This window comes from Sphingobacterium sp. BIGb0116 (genome assembly GCF_024808035.1).
Lineage (GTDB): Bacteria > Bacteroidota > Bacteroidia > Sphingobacteriales > Sphingobacteriaceae > Sphingobacterium > Sphingobacterium paramultivorum.
This window is the reverse complement of record NZ_JANUDT010000013.1, coordinates 52,087-75,866: the sequence shown is the minus strand read 5'-3', so window position 1 is coordinate 75,866 and position 23,780 is coordinate 52,087. Positions and strand designations below refer to the sequence as shown.

At 37.5% G+C, this 23,780-nt stretch carries 22 protein-coding genes; 6 read left to right on the top strand and 16 right to left on the bottom strand.

Translation table 11 applies throughout. From position 1 onward, the window contains the following. Window positions 1-2 precede the first annotated feature (2 nt). The gene (locus tag M2419_RS25770) at window positions 3-1,262 is read left to right on the top strand and encodes a glycosyltransferase (protein ID WP_259255935.1); all 1,260 of its coding nucleotides are present in this window, start codon (window positions 3-5) and stop codon (window positions 1,260-1,262) included. On the opposite strand, the gene M2419_RS25765 is transcribed toward M2419_RS25770, so the two are convergent. After that, the gene (locus tag M2419_RS25765; RefSeq protein WP_259255927.1) at window positions 1,246-3,255 is read right to left on the bottom strand and encodes a glycosyltransferase; all 2,010 of its coding nucleotides are present in this window, start codon (window positions 3,253-3,255) and stop codon (window positions 1,246-1,248) included. The two genes, M2419_RS25770 and M2419_RS25765, sit on opposite strands and share 17 nt — an antisense overlap. A gap of 262 nt (window positions 3,256-3,517) precedes the next feature. Between M2419_RS25765 and M2419_RS25760 the strand changes: the two genes are divergently transcribed. The 3 genes from M2419_RS25760 to M2419_RS25750 are packed head-to-tail and all read left to right on the top strand — an operon-like array spanning window position 3,518 to window position 6,418. Then, window positions 3,518-4,543: a hypothetical protein gene (locus M2419_RS25760; RefSeq protein WP_259255923.1), complete on the top strand. Its 1,026-nt coding sequence runs from the start codon at window positions 3,518-3,520 to the stop codon at window positions 4,541-4,543. Further along, window positions 4,533-5,375 carry a glycosyltransferase gene (locus M2419_RS25755; protein WP_259255922.1) on the top strand — a complete coding sequence of 281 codons (843 nt, stop codon included), beginning with the start codon at window positions 4,533-4,535 and terminating at the stop codon, window positions 5,373-5,375. Before M2419_RS25760 ends, M2419_RS25755 begins: the two co-directional genes overlap by 11 nt. A gap of 44 nt (window positions 5,376-5,419) precedes the next feature. Next, window positions 5,420-6,418 (top strand): hypothetical protein, encoded by a 999-nt coding sequence (locus tag M2419_RS25750; protein WP_259255921.1) that lies wholly within the window; start codon window positions 5,420-5,422, stop codon window positions 6,416-6,418. A gap of 26 nt (window positions 6,419-6,444) precedes the next feature. Here M2419_RS25750 and M2419_RS25745 read toward each other — a convergent pair whose 3' ends face one another. Both M2419_RS25745 and M2419_RS25740 read right to left on the bottom strand, forming a co-directional pair. Next, complete coding sequence (locus M2419_RS25745) at window positions 6,445-7,458, bottom strand: hypothetical protein (RefSeq protein WP_259255920.1); 1,014 nt, start codon at window positions 7,456-7,458, stop codon at window positions 6,445-6,447. Continuing rightward, entirely contained in the window at window positions 7,455-8,210 is a 756-nt protein-coding gene (locus M2419_RS25740) for a glycosyltransferase family 2 protein (protein WP_202883713.1), read from the bottom strand. Before M2419_RS25740 ends, M2419_RS25745 begins: the two co-directional genes overlap by 4 nt. Before the next feature lie 357 nt (window positions 8,211-8,567). On the opposite strand from M2419_RS25740, the gene M2419_RS25735 reads away from it, so the two are divergent. Both M2419_RS25735 and M2419_RS25730 read left to right on the top strand, forming a co-directional pair. After that, on the top strand, window positions 8,568-9,233 hold the full coding sequence (locus M2419_RS25735) for a glycosyltransferase family 32 protein (RefSeq protein ID WP_182330745.1): 666 nt from the start codon (window positions 8,568-8,570) through the stop codon (window positions 9,231-9,233). Between the two features lie 31 nt (window positions 9,234-9,264). Further along, window positions 9,265-10,224 (top strand): glycosyl transferase family 90, encoded by a 960-nt coding sequence (locus tag M2419_RS25730; protein WP_182330746.1) that lies wholly within the window; start codon window positions 9,265-9,267, stop codon window positions 10,222-10,224. Here M2419_RS25730 and M2419_RS25725 read toward each other — a convergent pair. From M2419_RS25725 to M2419_RS25665, 13 genes are all read right to left on the bottom strand, one after another. Continuing rightward, entirely contained in the window at window positions 10,219-11,328 is a 1,110-nt protein-coding gene (locus M2419_RS25725) for a glycosyltransferase family 1 protein (RefSeq protein ID WP_182330747.1), read from the bottom strand. The genes M2419_RS25730 and M2419_RS25725 overlap by 6 nt on opposite strands. Further along, window positions 11,325-12,350, bottom strand: coding sequence for a glycosyltransferase family 9 protein (locus M2419_RS25720; protein ID WP_182330748.1), 1,026 nt, complete (start codon window positions 12,348-12,350; stop codon window positions 11,325-11,327). Before M2419_RS25720 ends, M2419_RS25725 begins: the two co-directional genes overlap by 4 nt. Window positions 12,351-12,353: 3 nt before the next feature. Continuing rightward, complete coding sequence (locus tag M2419_RS25715) at window positions 12,354-12,959, bottom strand: DUF4254 domain-containing protein (protein WP_075994236.1); 606 nt, start codon at window positions 12,957-12,959, stop codon at window positions 12,354-12,356. A gap of 108 nt (window positions 12,960-13,067) precedes the next feature. Further along, window positions 13,068-14,552: an NADH-quinone oxidoreductase subunit N gene (locus M2419_RS25710; RefSeq protein WP_182330749.1), complete on the bottom strand. Its 1,485-nt coding sequence runs from the start codon at window positions 14,550-14,552 to the stop codon at window positions 13,068-13,070. Between the two features lie 6 nt (window positions 14,553-14,558). Further along, a complete protein-coding gene (locus M2419_RS25705) occupies window positions 14,559-16,160 on the bottom strand; it encodes a NuoM family protein (RefSeq protein ID WP_182330750.1) in 1,602 nt (533 codons plus the stop codon). Between the two features lie 3 nt (window positions 16,161-16,163). Continuing rightward, a complete protein-coding gene (locus tag M2419_RS25700) occupies window positions 16,164-18,218 on the bottom strand; it encodes an NADH-quinone oxidoreductase subunit L (RefSeq protein ID WP_153845665.1) in 2,055 nt (684 codons plus the stop codon). 3 nt (window positions 18,219-18,221) lie between these two features. Beyond that, complete coding sequence (nuoK, locus tag M2419_RS25695; RefSeq protein WP_075994232.1) at window positions 18,222-18,530, bottom strand: NADH-quinone oxidoreductase subunit NuoK; 309 nt, start codon at window positions 18,528-18,530, stop codon at window positions 18,222-18,224. Next, on the bottom strand, window positions 18,527-19,069 hold the full coding sequence (locus tag M2419_RS25690) for an NADH-quinone oxidoreductase subunit J (protein WP_153845664.1): 543 nt from the start codon (window positions 19,067-19,069) through the stop codon (window positions 18,527-18,529). The genes nuoK and M2419_RS25690 overlap by 4 nt, the downstream gene beginning before the upstream one ends. A 3-nt stretch (window positions 19,070-19,072) precedes the next feature. After that, on the bottom strand, window positions 19,073-19,636 hold the full coding sequence (locus M2419_RS25685; RefSeq protein ID WP_046672765.1) for an NADH-quinone oxidoreductase subunit I: 564 nt from the start codon (window positions 19,634-19,636) through the stop codon (window positions 19,073-19,075). A 3-nt stretch (window positions 19,637-19,639) separates the two neighbouring features. Next, the gene (nuoH, locus tag M2419_RS25680) at window positions 19,640-20,713 is read right to left on the bottom strand and encodes an NADH-quinone oxidoreductase subunit NuoH (protein WP_153845663.1); all 1,074 of its coding nucleotides are present in this window, start codon (window positions 20,711-20,713) and stop codon (window positions 19,640-19,642) included. A gap of 250 nt (window positions 20,714-20,963) precedes the next feature. Then, the gene (locus M2419_RS25675) at window positions 20,964-22,250 is read right to left on the bottom strand and encodes a citrate synthase (RefSeq protein ID WP_153845662.1); all 1,287 of its coding nucleotides are present in this window, start codon (window positions 22,248-22,250) and stop codon (window positions 20,964-20,966) included. 191 nt (window positions 22,251-22,441) lie between these two features. Next, window positions 22,442-22,687, bottom strand: a complete 246-nt coding sequence (locus M2419_RS25670) for a hypothetical protein (RefSeq protein WP_120333696.1) — start codon at window positions 22,685-22,687, stop codon at window positions 22,442-22,444. Between the two features lie 81 nt (window positions 22,688-22,768). Further along, complete coding sequence (locus M2419_RS25665) at window positions 22,769-23,776, bottom strand: SPFH domain-containing protein (RefSeq protein ID WP_159727215.1); 1,008 nt, start codon at window positions 23,774-23,776, stop codon at window positions 22,769-22,771. Window positions 23,777-23,780 lie beyond the last annotated feature (4 nt).

Genomic DNA, 23,780 nt, shown 5'->3' with positions numbered 1-23,780 from the left:
CAATGAAAATCTTGATTATTCAACATTTGTATTTCCTCAATGGAACTGGTGGTACTGAGAAAATAGCTTGTTTTTTGGCCAATAACTTCAATCTAGCCGGACATGAAGTAGAGATAGCCACAAACGAAAATATACAGGGCGATGCCAAATTTCCGTTAAATCGAGGAATCAAGGTTACCAATATTTTTGATTCCAGTGTTGTTCAAATTGAAAAGGAAGCTATTTACAATTATAAAGGTAGAAATCCTCTTTTATGGATAAAGCATAAGGTTAGGAAAAAGCTTGCAAAAAGAGCGAATAGAAGTTTATTAAGAAAAATGGGCGGTGAAGCACAACTGTATACATTTAATCTTCAGCAGCGATCTGCAGGATGGAAGAAATACATAGATTCAGTAGAACCTGATCTTATTGTAACAATGTCTATTGCTAGTTTATTGGAAATAACATATCAAAATACCTTTAAAATTCCGATCATAGATTCTGTTAACGGTCGCCCTGACTATGATTTTACAAATACGTTAGGTGGAAGAGAGTCTTTTATGTTGGATTTATTATCTTCATCATTTAGCCACCTGAGCGGTATCCAGATTTTATTTGAAAGTTATAAGCAATATCTTCCTGAAAATTTTTCCGGTGCTTGCCATGTGATACCAAACCCTGTGCCCCAAATAGAACCGCATGAATTGGTGAATCATCAAGTAGAAAAAAAACGGCGGAAGATTATCCACATTGCTAGATTGGATATTGGTTGTAAACAACAAGATATTCTGATCAACATGTTTTCGAAATTAGCTCAAAAATATACGAATTGGGATATGGAACTCTGGGGAGTGGGATCGGATCATGATTTTCTGAAAGAACAAATCCAAGCGCTTGATTTGGAACATCGGATATTTCTAAAGGGGTTTACCCAGGATCCCCTGCAAAAATTGAAGGAAGCAGATCTGTTTGCATTTCCAAGCAAATATGAGGGGTTTGGTTTGGCGTTGGCGGAAGCGATGTCTTTGGGCCTTCCTTGTGTCGGTTTCAGCTCCTGCTCGGGTGTCAACGAACTTATCAAAGATAAACAGACAGGATATTTAGCTTCTTCTATTGCTGAGTTTGAAACCTGTCTTTCGCTTCTAATGGATGATGGTATGCGACGGGCACAATTTGGATTAGAAGCACATCGATCGATGGAGCAATATGCTACTGATATGATCACTTCATTGTGGGACAAATGTATCAACGAAATTGTTGAAAAGTTTAATGTACAGCATTAATTATATCCACTAATGTTGTTTTGAGCTTCTCCTTGGAAAAGGGCTCAAGACTTTTTTCTGAGTTCGATTGTAAATGGGTCCACAATAATTTATCGGTATATAGCGATAGTATACTTTCTGCAAATTCTTCCGCACTTTCAGCTAGAATAGCATTGGAGTTGTCGATCAACTCCATTCCCTCTGCACCAATTTTACTGGTAATAACAGGGAGAAAATATTCAAATGCCTGTCCTATTTTTCCTTTGACACCTGCACCCGATCTTAATGGTGCAACCATTAGCTTATTATGATAGAAATAGGCTGTTATATCTGGCACATAACCATGAAATTTAATATTAGGATGATTAATATCTGTGACCAATGTATTTAAATTGCCGACGACATTTAATTTAATTAAAGGATTTTTCTGCCAAACAATTGGCATAATTTCCTCGGCTAAAAATCTTACCGCATCGATGTTTGGATGGTGTTGCGAACCGATGAATAAAATGTTTTGGCGCTCCTCAAAACTTGGTACCTCGTTCAGACTAACTTTGCTGTAATGAACATTTGATATAACAGCCATTTTTTTAGGGGAAAAATTGTCTTCCATATAGATTGCTTCCTGCAATGAAATAGGTACAGTTATATCTGCATTTTCGGAGGCAAATGTCTCGGCGCGTAAGGTTTCCTGATATTCTTTTTTGTAATGTTGATTAGTAGGCTCCCGTTCTAATGCACGAAGATATCGAAGATGGTGAATGTCGACCATATCAAAGATAAATTTTCCCTGAGGCCAAATTGATTTAGTCAATTGATAGTGCTTTTCAAATGTTATCCCTGTGGAAAACCAGCAGATAGGGTTTTGTAATGTCAGTTCTTTTGAAAAGTGTATACTATCATGACGTAATGTATGATCGTAGTACACACAGATGCCTAGTTTTTGAAAGTACGTATTATAAGGATTATCAAACCGATTTTTAGGAGCTATTAATGTAATATAGTAATCCATTTCAACAAATGCGTTAATAATTTCTGTTAAACGCAACTCTCCAGAGTTATTATCAAACTCCGGGATTCTATCATGAAAAACGACTAGAGATTTGTTTTTGTATAGTTCAATGACTCTTTCTTGAACAAGCTTCGCATTTGTTTGTGCGAGTACATTGTGCCATTTTTCGTTAAATATTTCATTGTTTTCTGTCAACAGATTATTTTCTTGCCCTCCCTTTTGTTCTTTCTGCAAGTTATATATTTTGGAAAATGGACAGAAGTAAATATTTTTGTTTTGTACCTGTGTCAGTGTAAGACACAGGTCTTTATCTTTAAAATAAACAGCAGTATAATGTTCATCAAAAAGGTTAATTTTATTGTTGTCGGTAAATTTTCTAAACAATAGACCATTATAGGGACAGAAATCTGTTTTATAGGAATAATTTGCCTGTGGGAAATAAACCGGTATGCCATTATTTTTTTCAATACCTTTTTTTACAAAAAATAGCTCAGTTTCTTGTAATGTACCATCCGGATTAAGAAGCAAAGATCCTACAGCTCCGACATCCTTTCTAGTATTGAATACATGAAGTGACTCGTCCAAAAAACCAGAAGTAACAATCATATTATTTGTAAGAAGATAAATGTAATCACCTTTCGCATAGTTGATACCTTGATTGACATTAACTAAAAAATCAGTCGTTGTCACAAAGTTTAAAACCGAAATATTTGGAATTTTGGTATACTCCAAATATTCGTTATCTGAATTGTTTATTAGAATAATCTCAAAGGGTATTTTGGGGAGATTGTTCGAAATTGATGCTATGCAATTTAATGTTTGGATAGGTTGATCGTCACAGGAAATAATAATGGATACTAGATAGTCAGAAAAAAATGGAATATTGATTTGATGTGTTGTTATGTCGCTATCAATGTATGATGCGTCTTTATCCGTTTTCTTGAGTTCTTTTAGATAGTTTCTTTTATTATTAAAATCCTTGAATAGTCTTCTTAATCCCATATGAATGTCCAGTAATTAGCTGTAAAAATAAGAAGAAATTGGCTATTAATATTTAAATGATTGGTATGTTGTTGAATATTCCATACAGTTTTGTCGAATATCGATTTAACAATGTTTCTAAGACATATTATACTTTGTAAATTATCCTTTCGGAAGCTTGAAAAATTGGCTGCTTTCATGTGTTTTTTGTCAAAAAATCCAGTTATATCCTTGATATTTTATGTATTTTTGATTGAAAGATTTTTCAGTTAATAAATAATGAATGGGTAAAAAAAAAGTCTTACTTCTGGCCCCTGATAGCTTTGGTTTATATAAATTAATTGCTGAAAATTTAGCGTATTTGGGATACGATGTTGTACATATACAAGATCGTGGATATCCTTTTTCATATGGCACCTTTGGACAAAGGGTTTTAAATGTAGTAAGAAAACTAATTTTTAGAGATAAATCTTATAAAGGTAAATTACAGAATAAGCTGAATCGGAAGAAACAACTGGAAGGTATTGAAGCATACGAACGATTTGACTTCTCTTTAGTTCTTAGAGCTGATTTTTTTGATAAAGATACCATAGCGCTCATTCGTCAAAAAACTGATTTCATGCTTAGTTTTCATTTCGATGGCATAGGGCGTGATCCAATCATATTGGACTACGTTTCCTATTTTGATCGATTTTATGTTTTTGATGAAAGTGACGTTAAAGAATTCCCTAATTTTCATTTTAGATATTCACCTAATTTTTATTTCGATTTCCCTTTTAAATTTGATGATTTAAGACCTCTGGAGAGAAATAATATTTATTATGTAAGTACATTTCATGAAAGCAGAGTTGAATATTTGAGCTTTATATACCACTTTCTGAAATCTAGATTTGATTCTGTCAAATTTATTGTTGTTTATAACAAACATAAATATGGATTAATTCCCGACGATGTTAAAAATAATATGGAACTGACAACCGATGTTATTTCATTTCAAGAACAGCTAAGGCATGTTTCATCTTCGGATTTGATTATAGACTTAGTCATTTCTGAACATAATGGCTATTCATTCAGAATTTTAGAAGGTCTTAGGTTTGCCAAAAAAGTAATTACGACAAATGTTTCGGTCCGCAATGCTGATTTTTATCATCCCAATAATTATTTTATAATAGAGAGTGCTACAGATAGTGCTATGGTGGGCTTCAATGAATTTCTTGAGCAACCATATTTTCAACCAAGTAGCGATATTTTGAAAAAGTATTCTTTTACGAATTGGCTCAATACTAAATTAAACATTGATGAAAACTAATTTAATGTCGAATAGAAATTTAGTTAGCATTATAATACCGGTTTTTAATAATCAATCTACTGTCGAGGAAACGGTTTCGTCTGTTCTAGCGCAGGACTATGATAATTTGGAAATTATTCTTGTAAATGATGGTTCCACCGATAATACCCAAGAAATTTTAGAAAAATTATCGGATCAACATGAAAATATTCAATTATATAGTAGAGGGAACGAAGGGGTATCTGCATCAAGAAATTATGGGTTTAAACGTTCCCGTGGTAAATATGTCGTTTTTTTAGATGCAGATGATCTATTGGCAGACACTTTTGTTTCTGAATGTGCTCATATAATGGATAGTCAAAGTACGTTAAGTGTTGTTTATACTCAGGTCAAGTTTTTTGAAAGACAGTCAGGTATTTTCAAATTGCCAAATTTAGATTTTCAACGTCTGTTAACAGGTAACTGTTTAACTGTGACGGCGATGATTAGAGCCGAAATGTTTGAAAGTGTGAACATGTATGATGAGAACTTGAGTTATGTAGAAGACTGGGAATTTTGGATACGATTACTGCATAAATATCCATATTTCCATAAAATTGAAAAACCTCTTTTTCTCTATCGTAGAAGAGATTCTGAAGATTCGGCAACTGATTTAAATGAAAAAAATGATTCTTTTATTGATGCATCATTATATGTTTATAGAAAACATTATGCACTATATAAGAATCATGGACTCACTATGGATGTGCTTTTAGATAAGGTTAATGAAGCGGCACTATATAAAAGGAAGTATTACAATGTCTGGTATAGAAGGCTATTTTATTTGGTTAAAAGAAGCTTCAAGAAGAAATAAAATTATAATAAAGCTTCTCAAATTCATTCTGAATAAAATAATAGATGGAATCTGTAAAAAAAAGAATTATTCTTGGAATGCCAAGAACCTTCAGTATTTATAAGGTATTGATAAGTAGACTTGACCAGCTCGGATTTGAGGTGATTGATATTAGCTATGATGATGATGTTTTCAAGTACCGAAATTTTTGGGATAGACTTGTTAACCTGTATCGGAAAACAGTCCTGAAAGACAAAGGGTACAAAAATCGATTGAAGTTTAAGGCATTGGGAGAAAATGTGATGCGGCGCTTGCAGACGATGAAACATCCGACAGATTATTGCTTATTGATTCGACCTGATATTTATCCCGAGGAAATTATTGATCAAATAAAGTCGAAAACAAATAAATTGATCGCTTATCAATGGGATGGCATTGATCGATATCCGGCAGTAAAGCGACTTGTCTCAAAGTTTGATCGCTTTTTTGTATTTGACCGTAAAGACGCCAATCGGGAGGATGATAGGTTCATTCCAACTACCAATTTTTATTTTGGGCATTTCAATAGGCGTGAAGTAATACCAAAAAAATCTTCTTTCTTTTTTGTCGGAACTTTTATGAAGGTAAGGTGGTCGCAAACTAAAGATGCTGTTGACCTTATTGTGCAAAACAGTGGTACACCTAATTTCTATTTATATACTGGAGAGCGGGATTTGCCGAGCGAGTACCAGTTAGCGGGTATCACCTACATTAGTTCTCCTTTGGCCTATGAAGAAAATATTCATTTAGCGTTGCAGAACGAAATCCTTGTCGACTTTTTAGTGGATGCTCATAGTGGATTGTCTTTTCGTGTATTCGAAGCAATTGGATACAGTAGAAAGCTGATAACAAATAATAATGAAGTTAAGAGTTATGATTTTTATCACCCGAATAATATCTATGTTTTAGATAATGATGAGCGCACTTTAGGTGAATTTTTGAATGCTCCTTATGCTGAAATTCATCCAGAAATAGTGGATAGATATAATTTTGATAATTGGATATTTCGGATTTTGGAGAATTAAAACAGTATTTTAATTTGGTATACTCCCTAATAGCTGGAGATCATATTTTTAGATTCAAACGTCGAGGAAATTCCAAAAATATGATCTACCCAATGATTAAGGGAATATTTTTGATATAAGCTTGTCGGAATTCTCTGATATGACAAGGTGAAAAATTGATTTTCAATATTGGAAAGATCGTCATTAACAATTAAAAAGTTTTCTGGTTTATAAAAATCATAGGTCTGAATAGATTGATTATCGGTTATAATCTTTTTTCCGAGAGCCATCGCTTCAAAAACCCGAAAACTTAATCCAGCCTGTCCTTCGCGCATTAAATCGATGATAACTTTGGATTTTTTATACTCTTCTAGTATTGTTTCATTATTTATTGGCTTTTTCCGGAATTCTATGAGGGCTGAACCAACCGGTCTTAATATAAAGTTACGTAGTTTCTCTTTCCATACTTGTTTTCCAACTACAATAATCTTACTCCGTACTTCCAATGCAGAGAGACGAACCGTGAGTTTGCGAAGGAGCTTAATACGTCGTTTATCATAGGAAGTAATGTAAAATAAATCATTTTCGATTTCTTCGGCCTGAATGGGTTGTTCTGAAAGATAGTTGTAGTTTGTTATCTTTTCAAAGCCATATTTTTTTACATCTTTGTCCTCAAACGAGTAGATCTTATCAAATAACTTAAGACGGTCCTCTACAGGAAAACGCTCCAGGTTGTCATAGAGATAAGAAATTAAGTAAGGTGTATATGATTTGATCTCTTTGATGGTCTGATAATCTAATGTATGGGGATTTAGAACGAGTATCTGATCTTGGGGACCTAGTTTTTTCAGTGTATTTACTACGTACTCCTGACGTTTTACATGTTTGATGTTTTTATTCAGAAAAATTTTGCTGATTGCATTAGAAGCCCGCTCACCGAAGTTTTTGTATTTATAGGCACCCATATTGATATGTGATGCATCAATACCCTTCTCTTGCAATTTCTTTACAATGTGGTGGTCGTAATTCCAGTAATCAAAGCTTATAATGCAAATCTTCATTTTTTTTCTTCTCTTTTCAATGACTTAAAAGTTTCATGTACACTGAGACTCTGTAAGTAGCAAAGTTGGTATCCTCGTCGCCCATCTAATATTCCTAGTTTCAAAAAGTATGCCTTAAAAAATTTAAAGGACACTTTAGCTAGGTGACTTAAGAGCGAATACCGCTTATTTTTGGCGTATAACTCTCTCCCTTTAAGCTGGCCATAATGGACCATTTTTTCCTTATAACTCGCGTAGTCTGCAAAGGAATAATGCCATATCTTGTTTTTTAAGCTACCAATCGTGCCATTAACCAGTAATGTCTCGTGCACCTTTTTTTTGGTGTCGTATGTTGCTTTACTTTTTTTGAACAGACGGAAATTTTTATCATTTTGTGTTCCCGAAAAATTAATGCGTTCGCCACAAAAGAAAAATAAGCGATACATGTAATACGCGTCTTTTGCTTGCGGATCGTTTATTGTCGATAATATCTCCGTTTGGCAAGCAGCAGTCAAACGCTCGTCGGCATCCAAAAAAAGTACCCAATCGTTATTCGCATAAGTCAAGGCCAAATTGCGCTGTTTGGTGAAATCCTCAAATTTGTTCTGATAAATTTTCACTTTGGGGTGCAAACCGGCTAACTCAACCGTTCGATCAGTACTGAATGAATCTAAAACGATGATCTCATCTGCAAACTCCATGCTTTTGAGGACTTCTACTATATTATCCTCTTCATTGTATGTAATGATTAAAGCGCTTATTTTTTGACTCAAGGTATACGATATAATTGAAAAATTGGACCATACGCTATTGTAACGTGAAAGCTCACTTATTCGTTACAATTTAGTTGAAAAAATGACATTTAATGTTTTCACAATGTAGATCACCAAGGTGGGCTTTATTGCTTTGTGACAAATATATTACATATTTTTTGTAATAAAATATAAAAAAAATGAAATGTTTGTGAAGTGAATAGGTATTGTTCTAATTAACACTAGGCGATTAACTAAATATTAGAAAATACGTGTTTGTAAGGGATATATCGTTATTTTTGCATGTTTTATAGTTTTGAATTTATTTTTACATCACTATACACGCTGTTTATTACCATAATTTAATTTTTATTCCAAGTGGCGATTCCAAAAGTTATCTATCAGACTTTTAAGACCAATAAGATACCCTTGTTGACAAAGTTTTATATTTGGCGATTTTTAAAGCGAAATAAAGGCTATACTAGACAGTTTTTTGATGATGGTCAAATTGATACACTCATTAGTGAAAATTTTGATCAACGTACTTATAAGGCTTTTGCCCGGTTGCAGATCGGTGCCGCTAAAGCGGATTTTTTTAGGTATGCGGTTTTGTATGTTCATGGCGGTATCTATTTGGATTTAGATAGTGATATTATTGGCGTTTTGGATGAAGTGATTAAACCAGAAGATACGGCGGTGATTACGCATGAGAAGAATAGAAGTCTTTATGCGCAATGGGCATTGATCTACGATAAAGGACACCCATTCCTGAAAAAGACGATTGAATTGATCGTACGAAATATCGAGGAAAATAGATATCCACATGATGTCCATCAGATGACAGGACCAACGGTCTATACGGAAGCAATAAATCTAGTTTTAGAAGAAGATCCTCAGGTTGCCTATCGTCGTATTACCGACGATTATCAGGGACTTTTGAAGTTCAAGTATAAACTAAGTAAAATTCTGATTTACGGCGATCGCTCACTACATTGGAAAAAAATGCAGCTTCGTGTACCTGTGGTCAAACCTAAGGACGATTAGATAACGACAGCTCTTATTTCTTATATATGCTATGAAGTTGAATTTCAAGAAGATCTTTTTAAAAAATAAGAATGTTAAATTCTTTTATTATTTGAGTGTATTTGGACGACAGCTGAGACCAAAGTTTCTGCTACGGAAAAAGGCCTCGGTGTTGCTGAACAGAGATTTGACCCAGCAGTCTGAATGGGTTCGGTTTCGGATAAACTATTATAATAAACTATCTCCGCAGCGGTCTTTGTCAATCGATGCAATTCCGATCAAAGATTATAAGATGCCCGAGAAGATTCGTGTTTATTATTTTGATAGTAAACAATTTCTTGATTATTTTAATCAGCAACTGAAATTTCAGATCCTTCCAGGTGATATTATTGCTATTCCGGATAAACCTGCCTTAGTGAAAAGTAGGCCAATCGCAGGTGACAATGCCAACTCGGTATTGTTGAACCTGGATAAGAGCCGGCACTTTAACTTTATTACCGACCATGTTGCTTTTCGGAAGAAGAAAAATAGACTTGTTGGGAGGAGTGAGTTTGCACAGGCACATCGGGAACTATTTTTTCAACAATACCATAGTCATCCCTTATGTGATTTAAAAAGAGCGTTTAGGTCTTCTGATCACGATTACCTTTCTATCACTGGGCATTTAGCTTATAAATTTATTCTTGCCCTGGAAGGAAATGACGTAGCGACCAACTTAAAATGGATCATGTCGTCAAATTCCATCGCTGTCATGCCGATGCCAACGTATGAAACCTGGTTTATGGAAGGAACCTTATTACCGGACTATCATTTTATCTGTATTAAAAACGATTATTCGGACCTGGAAGAAAAATTACAGTTTTATATAGATCATCCCGACGAGGCTGAAACAATTGTTAAACAGGCCAATGCTTATGTGAAATTATTTATGGATCAGGCACAAGAAGAGTTCGTTTCTCTTCATGTATTGAAGAAGTATTTTGTTTCAACGGGTCAGTCGGTCGATTTATAAGCTGGCATAAATAGAAGCCATCTGTTTGGCAACAAGTTCATCATTAAATTTTTGAACAAATTCCAATCCTTTTTCGATCATTTCATCTCGCTTGGAGGAATCACTAAGTAAGGATATTATAGCATGCTTTATCTCTGAAATATTTGTAGGGTCAATATAACAAGATGTCGGCCCCCCCGCTTCTGGGAATACGCCCATTTTACTGGTGATCACAGGTGTACCAGAGTAGAGTGCCTCTATAATGGGAATGCCAAAGCCTTCATAAATTGAGGGATAAATGAAAATTGTTGCCGATGCATAAAGAACGGCCAATTCTTCCATTGCTAATCCTTGGAAAAAGAATATCCTGTTTTCCATGTTGTTTTGTTGCAGATAGGCCATGATCTCCTGATAGTAACGTGTTGGTTTACCTACGATAACAAGGGGGATATCAAGGTCTTTTATGGCCTTCACTACTGGTAAAATATTTTTACGCGGTTCAATGGTTCCAACATTCAATAAGAAATCCTGCGGTAATTTTAACTTCTCTCGAAGATTTGCTTTCTGCTCTTCAGTTTTGATAGTTTTAAATGCTTCATGGCAGCCTTGGTAAACAACATCGATTTTTTCTTCGGGTATATGAAAAAGGTCGACAATATCGTTTTTAGTACATTCACTTATGGCAACGATACGATCAGATGCCTCGCAGGCATGCTTGAATTTCTTCTTATAAATCCAACGGTCAATTGGATGATAAAGTTCAGGATGTCTCAAAAAAATTAAATCATGAATGGTAACGATAGATTTAATATGTGCCTTTGCTAAACCTAATGGAATTTCACCAGACAGTCCATGGTAAATATCAACTTTATCTTTTTTCAAATCCTGAACAATACGTTGATTTCGCCAGAGATTAGGCCAAGTAGTGTTGATAAAACCCTGTGGCAACCGGATATTTTTTTGAGATGTTGGTTGATTGATATATTGATCACCAGTTTTTGGTGTATATTTTAGATACTCATTTTCGGGAGCATACTTTTCGAGCATACGAATTAAGTCCCGACTATAATTCCCTAGACCGGTCTTGTTTAAAAAATAGCGTTTTGCATCGAACCCAATCCTCATCTTATTCCGTTTATTTTTTCGATCACCATTTCCGGTGTAATTAAATCAATTGCTTCTATTCCATCACAATCACAGGGCTTGTTGCCATAGACTGAACTTGGTCTATTGGGGTGCTCAACTTGGATGCAGTCTGTTAGCTGCTGCCCATAACCTGTGAATCCAGCATAAGGATGCGTTGCTCCCCACAAAGAAAGACACCTTACGCCCATTAACGATGCCATATGAAGTCCCGAAGAATCCATGCTGATCATAAGATCCAGATTGGATATCAAATCCAGTTCCTCCCGCAGCGAAAATTTGCCTATGGTATTATAGGTGTTGGGAAATCGCTCAGTCCAGTTTTGGGCAATTTGGAACTCTTGTTCGCCACCGCCGAACAACAAAACATCATAGCCATTGTGCGTGAGTTCGTCTATCACATTTTCCATTTTGGTTTGAGGGAAAATCTTATAACGATGTTGTGCAAATGGAGAAATGCCAATTTTCTTTCGATCGAAGTTTGCGAACATACTAAAAGCAGCTTTGGGTACATCTTGCAAATTAGAAACCAATTTTTTGCTGAGCTCAAATTTGAAGCCTAATGCACGAAATACGTCTGCATAGCGCTCGACCGTTAGCTTTAAAGGAATCTTAATTTTGTTGTTTTCCCGGGTTAAGGCTTTTTTTTCTTCCCGCCCTTTGTCAAGCTGCTTTACTTTTACGCCCGATAGGGAAAATAAAAGATCGATTACGCGGGAGCGTAAATTGAAATGTAAGTCTGCCACAGCATCTGCGCCGTATTGAGCCAGTTCCTTTTTTAGCTTGACTAATCCAAAGAAACCTTTATGAATTGTTTTGGGCTCAATAGCGTGAAACCGTATACTTTTGATTCCATCAAAGAATGGGGCAAAGAATTGCCTGCTGACCATAATAATTTCTACATCAGGGTACTGAATGCAGAATTCTTTCAACACTGAGGCAACCATGGCAACATCGCCCATAGCTGAAAATCGGGTTACTATGATCCGTTGCGGTAAGGACATGTTTTATTTTCCTGAAGAATATAGGACAGGGTTCAATGAAGGGTCGTTATACATTTTCATCTGTTTATAAACCTTCATGTATTTATCGCCAGATGCGATTGCGGTCATCAATTCATCAATACTTTGGGACAAATCTTTCCGTTGTTCCAATAAAACGTTCAGTTTTTCTTGGCAGGAAATAATATGTGCTTCGGAAGCATCTGTGCGCAATGTTTCCTGTTCCATGTGGTAGATTTTTAAAGCCAGAATGGAAAGTCTATCAATAGCCCATGCCGGACTTTCAGTATTGATTGTTGCTGTAGGACTCGCCTGTATATCTTGAAATTTTTGTAGAAAATAACTATCAATATACTCTACGGTATCTGTGCGGTACTGATTGGATTCATCAATACGTCTTTTCCAGTATAAGCCTTCTTGGGGTTCAATCGAGGGATTACGTACCACATCTTCCATATGCCATTGCACGGTGTCAATCCAGCATTTTAAATAGAGGAGATGTTCCAGGGATTGTTTGTCATACGGATTTTGGATTGGATGATCAATCTGATCGTATACGTGGTAATCCTGGATAGCACGCTGAAAAATTGGATTTGCTATTGCACTAATCATGGTACAAATATAAAATATATTATGGAGTTATTCTTACTATTCAACGCAGACATTAAGGGAATGAATTGGACAATAGACTTATTTAAAATGAAAGAAGTTTCCTGTTTTCTAGAATACCGAAAGTAATAAATCGGGAAAGATACCTAAGATCAACACGGCTACTGTACATAAGATTCCGATACACAAGAGTACCATATTGAAATTAACTGCTGGAGATCCCGTATTGTCCCTTAAAAACGCATTCAGTGGTATTTTAAAATAATAAAATAGGGAAATGACAGAGGTCAATGCACCAACTAGGAGCAATGCCAATAAACTAAAGGATTGGAAGTTTTGGTATTGTTCGAACACTTTGGAAAAGACCAAAAGTTTTCCAACAAAACCTGCAGTAGGGGGGAGCCCCACCAAAGCGATTAAAACAATTGAAAAGGAGGTGAACAGCAGTGGGTACTGCTTTCCTAAGCCGCGATACGATTCAATTGAAGTATTTCCTAAACTAGCTTCTAGAGCATCAATAAAGATGAATACCGCAATATTCATCAAAGCGTATATGGATAGATAAAATAACAACACATTTGATTCATTATTTTGATAAACCAATACAGCCATAAGAAGTATCCCCGTATGCCCAATAGAAGAATAGGCCATCATCCTTTTGGCATCCTGTTGGCGTAAAGCTGCTAAATTACCAATCAGCATAGTTGCAATGGCGATCGCAATAATCACATAAGTCAAGAAATCACTAAAATAAAAGGACACGTTAAGCCAGGCTGAAAGTATCTTGGATAATAGCACAACAACAGCAATTTTGGGTACTGTAGCGAGATAGGTTGTAATAACTGTTGGGGCACCTTGGTAAACATCCGGACTCCAGACATGAAAAGGGAAAAAACTCAGTTTGAAACCAATACCTGTCAGCAAAAATAGTAAAGCAATGCTGATCATGATCTGGGGTGCTTCCATCAAGCCAGCAATGTGACTTGGAGCGTCAAAATTCAGGTTTCCCGTGAAACCGTATAATAAAGACAAGCCATAGAGCATAACGGCAGCACAGATCGATCCAAAGAGTACATATTTTAAAGCAGCTTCCGATTGAATTTTAGTGGTGGAGAAATAACCCACCATGATATAGGAGCTAATCGAAACCGTTTCGACAGCAATAAATATCATCAGCCAATTGCTCGACATAGTCAATAGATTCAGGCCCAATGTTGCTGTCAATAGTACCGCATAGAGATCACCTAAGGGGCGGTCATACGCTTGATGGCGTTGTTGAATGAATATACAAATGAGAATTGTTGACAACAGGATAATCAGTCGTGCCGAAGTAGCGAAAGCATCAACCTGGATCATATCAAAAAAGCCAGCCATCTCTACCTTAGTGAGGCCTTGTCCAACGAGGTAACAGCCGCTGAACAATAACCCGATGATGGTTACGACAAAAGACGTATTCTTCCAGTGTTTGTCAGCAAAAAGACTAGCTAGAATAGTTCCAATAAAAGTGATGATCAGTGTCAGTTCAGGTTTGAAATACGGAATACTGACGATAATCTGATCGATGAAAGAACTGATATATGGACTGAATGCGAGCATGCTGGATTAGATAAATTGTTGGATAAAGCTCACAAGATTCAGAACACTTGCGTTCAAATTGTTAAATACTAAAGCTGGCATAATACCAAGTAATAAGGCGAGCGCTAGGGTAGGAAATAAGATGATCTGTTCGCGTGAATTTAGGTCTGTAAGTGCATTACTCCAAGATTCACCACCTTTTAAGCGAATTTGTCCAAAGAACATACGTTGCAGTGTCCAAAGTAGATAGGCTGCACTTAATAGGATACCTATGGAGCCCGCAAGTGCCATCCAGCGCGGTAACCCGGTTCCTATACTCGCTGCATTGAAGGAACCGATAATGACAAAGGCTTCACCAATAAAGGCTGAAAAGCCGGGCAGGCCCAGGGATGCGAAAAATGCGACAGCGACGTAACCGGTGTATTTAGGCATAATTTGAGCTAGGCCACGGAAACTATAGATATTTCTGTCATGTACTCGGTCATAGACCACGCCAACAAGGAAAAAGAGTGCCGCTGATAAGAATCCATGGGAAATCATCTGAAACATGGCGCCAGAAATACCTTCGGCAGTCAGCGATGCAATACCAAGCAGCACAAAACCCATATGAGAGACCGATGAATAAGCAATCATTCGCTTCAGGTCTTTTTGTGATAAGGCATTCAAGGCACCATAAATAATGGATACAACACCGATTAATCCAAGCCACCAATTGGATAAGGCTGCCATATCGGGAAAGATGCTATAACAGATACGGATGATACCGTAACCACCAATTTTCAGGAGGATACCGGCAAGAATAATAGATACTGGTGTCGGCGCTTCAACGTGCGCATCCGGTAGCCAAGTGTGTAGGGGAACAATGGGTACTTTAATGGCAAAGGCAAAGAAGAGCACAATGAAACCGATCAGCCGAGCCGAAATGCCCAAAATTTCCTGGTAACCCTCCCAGCCGAAAATAGAACCCTCAAGATAATTCTGTGGATTCATCATATAGATCATGTTGAAGGTATGTGCTCCAGTCAAAGGGTTGATTACTGAAAAATACAATCCTACGATAATCAGCAACATAAATACAGACCCGAATAGGGTATATAGAAAGAATTTTATAGCCGCGTATTCGCGTCTTGCACCACCCCAGATACCGATCAAGAAGTAGAGTGGCAGTAACATGACTTCATAAAACAAATAGAATAGGAAGAAATCCAATGCGCAGAAAATCCCCATAACGGCCATATTAAGTACCATGAGCAAGGCAAAGTATCCCTTCGGACTTTTCTGGATATTCCAAGAGGCGCCTATAGCCATCAGCATAACGAAAGCACTCAGCAATAACAAGGGCATGGAGATCCCATCAATACCAATAAGATAATCGATCTCTAATTTACCTATTGATCCTAAATCTAATCGGATCCAGGAAAGCTGTTCAACAAATTGATAGCCCGCCAGATCTTGGACTCCTGTTTTGCTTGCATCAAATTGTGCATAACATATTCCGGCTAGTACAAATTGTATTGCTGTGAATGCTAAAGCAATATATTTGTAACTCGATTTATATCGTGTTGGTAGGGCGAGAATGAGCGCCGTAGCCAATAGCGGTAAAAATATCAATAAGGATAAAATAGGCATTTCCTAAAAGAATATAAGATAAATTAAACCAAGTAAAACTAATAAAAAGACGGAATACAATGTTGTCTGTATCTTTCCGTTTTGGACCAGGCGAACCTGATTGCCTGTCCAATAGGCTACAGTAGCAACCGTATTAACAAAACCATCTACAATATATTTGTCTATCCAAACACTTAGCTGAGAAAGGGATAAGACGATAAACTGAATCAAAGAAACGAAAGCGTCAACGATATGACGGTCAAACCAATAACAGAACTGTGCTAATTTTAATGTGCCATTAACAAAGACTGCTTCGTAAAACTCATTGATATACCCCTGGTTGAAAGCGGCTTTTAACGCCTGGCTAGCGGGGTTTAAAGGGTATTTATTTTGTACATACCATTTCCAGCCGATGATCCAGCCAATAGCAGAACCAAGAAGCAGTATTGCAGGGATAATAAGGTGTGCACTGTGACTTGGTGCAAAAGTATATTCATCCAATAAAAGGCCGTCCATCAACCAGGAATCGTGATACGAAAAAGGGTTGAAAGAAAATAGTGGGAATAAGCAGAACAGTCCCAAAAAAAACATGGGGATCAACATGGTTTTTGGCGCTTCATGTAGCGGTTGATCATGTAGTTTGCCCTGAAGTTGTTTCAACAGTCTGAACTCCCCAAAAAAGGCTTTGAATAGCAAACGACCAATGTAGAAAGCCGTTAAAATACTCACCAGAATCAAACTTATGGGGATGATAAGGTATAAGTTACCTTTTGAAATAGCCCATTCAAAGGAGGAGATAACAATACTATCTTTGGATAGATAACCTGAAGTCAAAGGGAATCCTGCAAGTGCTAGCGAAGCTATGCTCATCAGCACGAAGGTCTTTGGCATATATTGACGTAGCCCGCCCATATTCCGTAAATCCTGCGGGTCAAAGTCCAGGTGACTATGTTCTTTAAGATGGGCCATTTCATGAATGACAGCTCCGGCGGAAAGAAACAACAGACACTTAAAGAAAGCATGAGTTGTCAGATGAAATAAAGCAGCATCCCATGTTCCAATACCAATTCCAACCATCATAAAACCAAGCTGCGATATGGTCGAAAAGGCAAGAATACGTTTGATGTCGTATTGGCCAAGCGCAAAGTATGCGGCCAAAGCAGCGGTTATTGTACCAATGATGGCAATAAATAATAAGGCAGATTCATTAAATAATGGAAATACGGTAGCCAGCAGGAATACACCAGCAGCAACCATTGTCGCGGCGTGAATCAACGAAGATACGGATGTAGGGCCTTCCATGGCATCAGGAAGCCATACATGTAACGGAAATTGTGCAGATTTAGCCATAGCTGCCAAGAAGAAGGCTAACCCTGCAATGGTAAGCCAAATCTGAGGTAAGCTATTGACTGGAGATATCCATAATCCTTGGGCGATTGTGGATTGATAGATTAAGCCATTGTCCCCAAATAGATCGATTAAATTGAGGGTTTTGAACTGTGTAAATAGGATCGCAAGCCCGATTAGAAAACCGAGGTCGCCGATGCGATTGACCAAAAATGCCTTTTTATTGGCTTGTACAGCTGTTTCACGTGTGAACCAGAAGCCGATGAGGAGATACGATGCAAAACCGACCAATTCCCAAAAAACATACATCAACAGTAGGCTATCCATAATGACCAATCCCAACATCGCAAAACAGAAAAGGCTGAGATACATCCAATAACGGTGAATACCTGAATCGCCATGCATATAGGCTCTGGAGTATATATGTACGGGTAAGGCAACAGTCGGTACCAAAAAAAGCATCAAAGTGCTCAAATTGTTCAGCAGGATACCAACTTTAAATGATGTTTCACCAATGGTGAACCAATTTACCTGAATTGATACTGTCGGATTATTCCATATGGAGAACCAGGTGAAGCCGCCAGCGATAAAGCTAAGGATGATAGCCGTGAGAGAAACAAGGCCGGACTGGTCGCGTTTGCCTACTATTGCTTGATATATGAATGCCGCTAATGGTGCTGCCAAGGTAAGTAGCGCGGTCAAATGGGGCGATATGTGAACAAATTGATCCAATGTTTACTTGTCTTTTAATTGGTTTATCTCATCCGGATTAATGGTTTTGTAATGTCTATAAACATTTAATACGATAGCCAATCCAACAGCGACTGCGGCCGCAGCAAGAACGATGGCAAATAATGCAAAAATTTGCCCACCATAACTCAATTTATCATATTTTCCAAAAGCAACAAAGTTCAGGATAGCTGCATTGATCATCAACTCAATACCGACCAAAATCATAATTGCATTTTTCTTGGAAAGAACGGTATAGAGACCAATGCAAAAGATGCAGGCACTGACAACTAAAAAATGCGTCAGCGTAATCATATTGTACGCTCCTTTCTGGATAAATGTGAGGCTCCTATCAAGGCCATCATCAAAAACACGGATATGATTTCAAATGGCAATACATAAAAAGTCATAAAACGTAATCCGATCTGATGAATATTATTGTCTGTTGCGACAATCTCGGTGTTATTTTCTCTAGCTTGTAAAATCCACGCAGACGGGGCTTGTTGCCATTCAATAATGCCGTATAGCATTAGGAACAGGAAGCCAAGCACTACTGGAATAGTCTGCCATTTGGGTATGCTTAAGAATGAACCGCTGCTATCTTGGAGATCTTTTAAAAGCTCTTTATTGGAAAGCATAAAGGCAAATAACATCAATATGAGCACGCCGCCAACATAAACCATAATTTGTGTAATGGCCACGAAATCGGCTAAAGCAAATAGGTAAAGTCCTGCCATTGCAAATAAGACAATAAAAAACAGGAATAAAGCACGCGCAATATTTTTAAGATTGACGAGCAAAAGTGCTGAACCGATTGCTAGGGTAGCAAAGGCGTAGAATAAAATACTTTCCATCTTTTATTTTTGCTTTGCTGCCTCCTTTTCAGCTTGAAACTTGGTCCATTCTGCTTTACGTTGTGCAACCTCGCTATCGGTCATATCTGAAAAACCATAGATAAGATCAGTCAGTTTTTGTGAGCTGCGGTCATATTCGTTGGTCATGGTAATACATTCTGTCGGACATACGACAGTACATAGCCCACAATACATACATTTAGCCATATCAATGTTGAATTTGGCCGGGTATAGTCTTTTAACGCTACCATCTGAGGTTTTTCCAATCGCTTCCGGTGATTTGATGGCTTCGATTTCGATGCAGTCGACAGGACAAGCCTTTGCGCATAAATCACATACAATACAGTCCTCGATATCGACTTGCAGTTGATAGCGGGCAACCTCGGGGATAGGCATTTTTTCACGCGGATATTGAACAGTAACAATACCTTCCTGCTGATCAAAGTAGTTATCCTTTTTAATATTTAATTCCGTTCGCGAACGTCGGGCACCAAACAAGTGTTTAACAGTCAAAGATAAACCCTTGATTGCCGTACGAAATGCATGCGAAGCCGTTTTAAATATCATATTCTATGCTATAACTAAAATTCGCCAAATTGCAGAAATGGCCATACAAATAAAAGCCAACGGTGTCAATACTTTCCAACATAAACTCATCAGTTGGTCTGCACGTAACCGAGGTAATGTCCATCGAATCCACATTTGGATACCGACAATAAATAATGATTTTGCTAAGGTCCAAAATATTCCCCACACTAAGCCTGTGGTCCAATCGGCCAAACGTATCACACCTATGTTTGGTAATGGTGTATTCCAAGCTCCTAAGAAGAGGACAACCCCCAACATCGAGACCAAAAACATCATGGCATACTCCGCCAAAAAGATAAAGGCAAATTGTATCCCGCCATATTCCGTATGGAAGCCACCGACCAATTCAGATTCGGCTTCCGGGATATCAAAGGGAGCACGATTACATTCGGCAAGGGTTGCGATAAAGAATATGATGTAGGTGATAATCAAATGTGGGGCCTGAAAAATATTCCAGGCGAAGAGGCCCCCAATCTCATTGACTTCCCAAAGACCTAAGAATTTAATGCTTCCATTGGTTAGGATGCCTTGCCCAATAGCGATTTCATTCAAATTTAGGGTTTGGGTTAGCATAACGACCGTAATCAGCGAGAGGCCTACCGGAATTTCATAGGACACCATCTGTGCTATGGCACGCATGGATCCTAATAAAGAATATTTGTTGTTAGATCCCCAACCAGCCATTAAAATGCCCAAAGCATCAATGGAGATTATCGCCATTATGAAGAACAGACCCGTATGTGTATCCGCTGGAATAAAATCTTTGGCCCATGGAATAACGGCAAAACCTGTAAAAACAGCCACGAAAATAACGATAGGAGCAACTCTAAAGAGAATTTTATCGGCCGATGAGGGGGTAATTAATTCTTTTTGTAATAATTTGAGAATGTCGGCGATCGTTTGGAGACTGCCATACTTTCCTGTTTCCATCGGTCCTAGACGATCTTGTACAAATCCCGCGATCTTTCGCTCGGCATATACTGCAAACAAGGTGAAAGCTGCTATAAAGGTGAAAATAGCAATGGGAACCAAGATATGTAGTATTGTTTCTAACAAGCCTTATTTATAATGATTTTTAATAAGAGACCAATGAATACGCAAACTTAACGAAAAACAAGGAATTTAGATAAGGAAAAATTAAAATATACTTAACAAGTAGATTATCGTGACAATAGCGTAACGACGAGTAATCATATATTATTCGAGTGGGTGGTTTCAGATAGCTGTAAAGCCATTCATGTTAGCTCGGGTGAAAATAAAAAAGCACCCCGAAGGATGCTTTTTTAGGATATAAATCGAAATCGGATTAACGATTTGAAAATTCAACGTAGTCGCGTTCTGTGTGACCAACGTATACTTGTCTAGGACGACCGATAGGCTCTTTGTTTTCGCGCATTTCTTTCCATTGTGCAATCCATCCCGGTAGACGGCCTAAAGCAAATAATACGGTAAACATATCTGCTTTGAAACCTAATGCACGGTAGATGATACCTGAATAGAAGTCAACATTCGGATAAAGTTTTCTGTCGATGAAATATTGGTCATTCAATGCTGCTTCTTCGAGCTTTTTAGCGATATCCAATACCGGATCTTGAACGCCTAATTTCTCCAAGATATCATCACATGCTTTTTTGATAATCTTAGCACGAGGGTCGAAGTTTTTGTAAACGCGGTGACCGAATCCCATTAAACGGAAAGGGTCGTTTTTATCTTTTGCTTTAGCAAGATATTTTTCAGCATCACCACCATCATTTTTAATGGCCTCCAACATCTCGATTACGGCTTGGTTTGCACCACCATGTAATGGTCCCCATAATGCATTGATACCCGATGCAACGGATGCATAAAGGTTTGCATTGGATGAACCAACGATGCGAACAGTAGATGTTGAACAGTTTTGCTCATGATCAGCATGTAAAATCAACAATTTGTGCATGGCGTCAATGACAACAGGATCAAATGTTTTTTCATCATTCACTTCTCCAAACAGCATGTTTAGGAAGTTGTCAATGTAACCAAGGTTATTTTTTGGATAAACAACAGGATGACCTAATGATTTCTTTTGAATCCAAGAAACGATTGTTGGCATTTTTGCCAAAAGATTGATGATCGTTTGATCTTCTTCTTCTTCTGTTAAGTTTGGATTTAAAGATTCTGGATAAAATGCCGACAATGCGCCTACTAAACACGAAAGTTGGCCCATTGGGTGAGATTTGGATGGGAATCCAGCGAAGAAGTTTTTCATATCTTCGTGAATCATCATTTGCTTTTTGATGTCAGCTCTGAATTTTTCCAATACCTCTTTTTTTGGAAGCTCTCCATAAATCAACAAATAAGCAACTTCCAAGAAAGTCGATTTCTCTGCCAATTGTTCAATTGGATATCCTCTATATCTCAATATGCCTTTTTCGCCATCAAGGAAAGTAATCGCACTTTTCGTTGCACCTGTGTTTTTGTATCCTGGGTCTAACGTAATAAATCCGCTTAGATCTCTTAATTTGGAAATATCAACTGCTTTTTCATTTTCAGTACCGACAATGACTGGAAGGTCATACGAAGTGCCGTCTAAATTTATAGATGCTTTATCTGACATGTTTATATATTATCTTATATCTGATTTGTTATGCTAATCTCACAAATTTAACTATTTGATATTTAAAATTGAAAGTTCTTTTGGAATTAAAATGACATGATTGCGTCATTTTGGATAATATTCACTAATTATTTACTTAAATAAGCAAATAATTTATTCAAATTTAACATTATCTTATTTTGCAAAAAATATCAATCTATTTTTCTTTGTGCAACCTTTCCTTTGTCTTCGTAGTTGCCCTGTTTACCCGATCCAAAAAAGGGTAGTATGACAAAACACACCAGAATAATGGACGTTAGTGTCAGAATTCCTGTAGTCCACAATATTTTGCTGAAGTTCTCTGCATCCAATAGCTTAATGCCCCAAAGTCCCAGTAGGAAATAGGTGGCAACGAAAAGTATCACCAAGGTGAATAATATACCGAATATGTATTTCATAGCTGAATTAATTTATGTGTTATGAATTGATTCACCTCGGTATAATTGAGCTGAATCGTCAGATGAATATCCCCGCATGCGTTATATTTTGTTGAGGATCTGTTTTTTTAGTGTATCGAATTCTTCTTGGGTAATGATGTTCTCACGGAGCAACAGCTGCAGCTTTTGAAGTTTCTCGACAAAGTCGCCCTCTTGCTGAATATGATCTTTAATCTCCTCTTTTTGAAGGTCAAACTGTTTTCCGAGTTCCATACCGACGCCCAGCTGTGCCCCTACACCGGCGATTCCCCCTTCATTTTTAGCGGCATCACGGAGCGCACGTAGTTTTTCTAATTCAACATAGCTTAGACCCGCCTGTTGTGCCGCCTGATTTTGTGTGCTTAAATCGGCGATTTCTCCAATTCTTCGTTGTGTATTGGGATCAAATTGAGTTCCTAAGATTTTGAAATCCGTAATGTCGAGACCAAGGTCATTAAAATCTTGTTCAACCGCAGTCTTGATGTCGTTGGATAACAGTCCCAGTTGACTGTCAATCTCATTGTAACCCAGTTTTTTTTGTGCAATCTGCGCAATAATTTGTTGTGGGATCCGATTATTGATGATGTCCTGAATGACAGCTGTGCTAACCGTATTTTGATTAGCTACAATGTTTTTATAGAAATGTACCGGTTCCTTGATGAGGTAAGAGAACGTACCATTCAAGCCGATTTCTATTGGTAAATTGTAATGGGGGTCGATGTATTTAATAGGTGTCCCCGTTCCCCAGGATTGATTGACGATAGCGGCTGTGCGAAAAAAGTAGATGTAAAGCTTATGTTCGGATTCAAAGTTCTGCCGCAAACGCGCTAAAGTGGTAAAGAATGGATGGTTGTCCGTTTTGAGGTTGTACGTTCCCGGTTCAGTCAACAGGTTTTCACCTTTTCCTTCATAGACAAGGATGCAACCCTGCCCTGGAGCGAGGATCAGCTTGCTGGAATTTTTGATCTCATTCCTTTCGGATGGGAATTTATACCACAATAATCGAGGGTCTTGGTTTTTCCACTCGATGACTTCAGAAAGCTGGTTGTTAAAAAGATTAAATAGTCCCATAGTG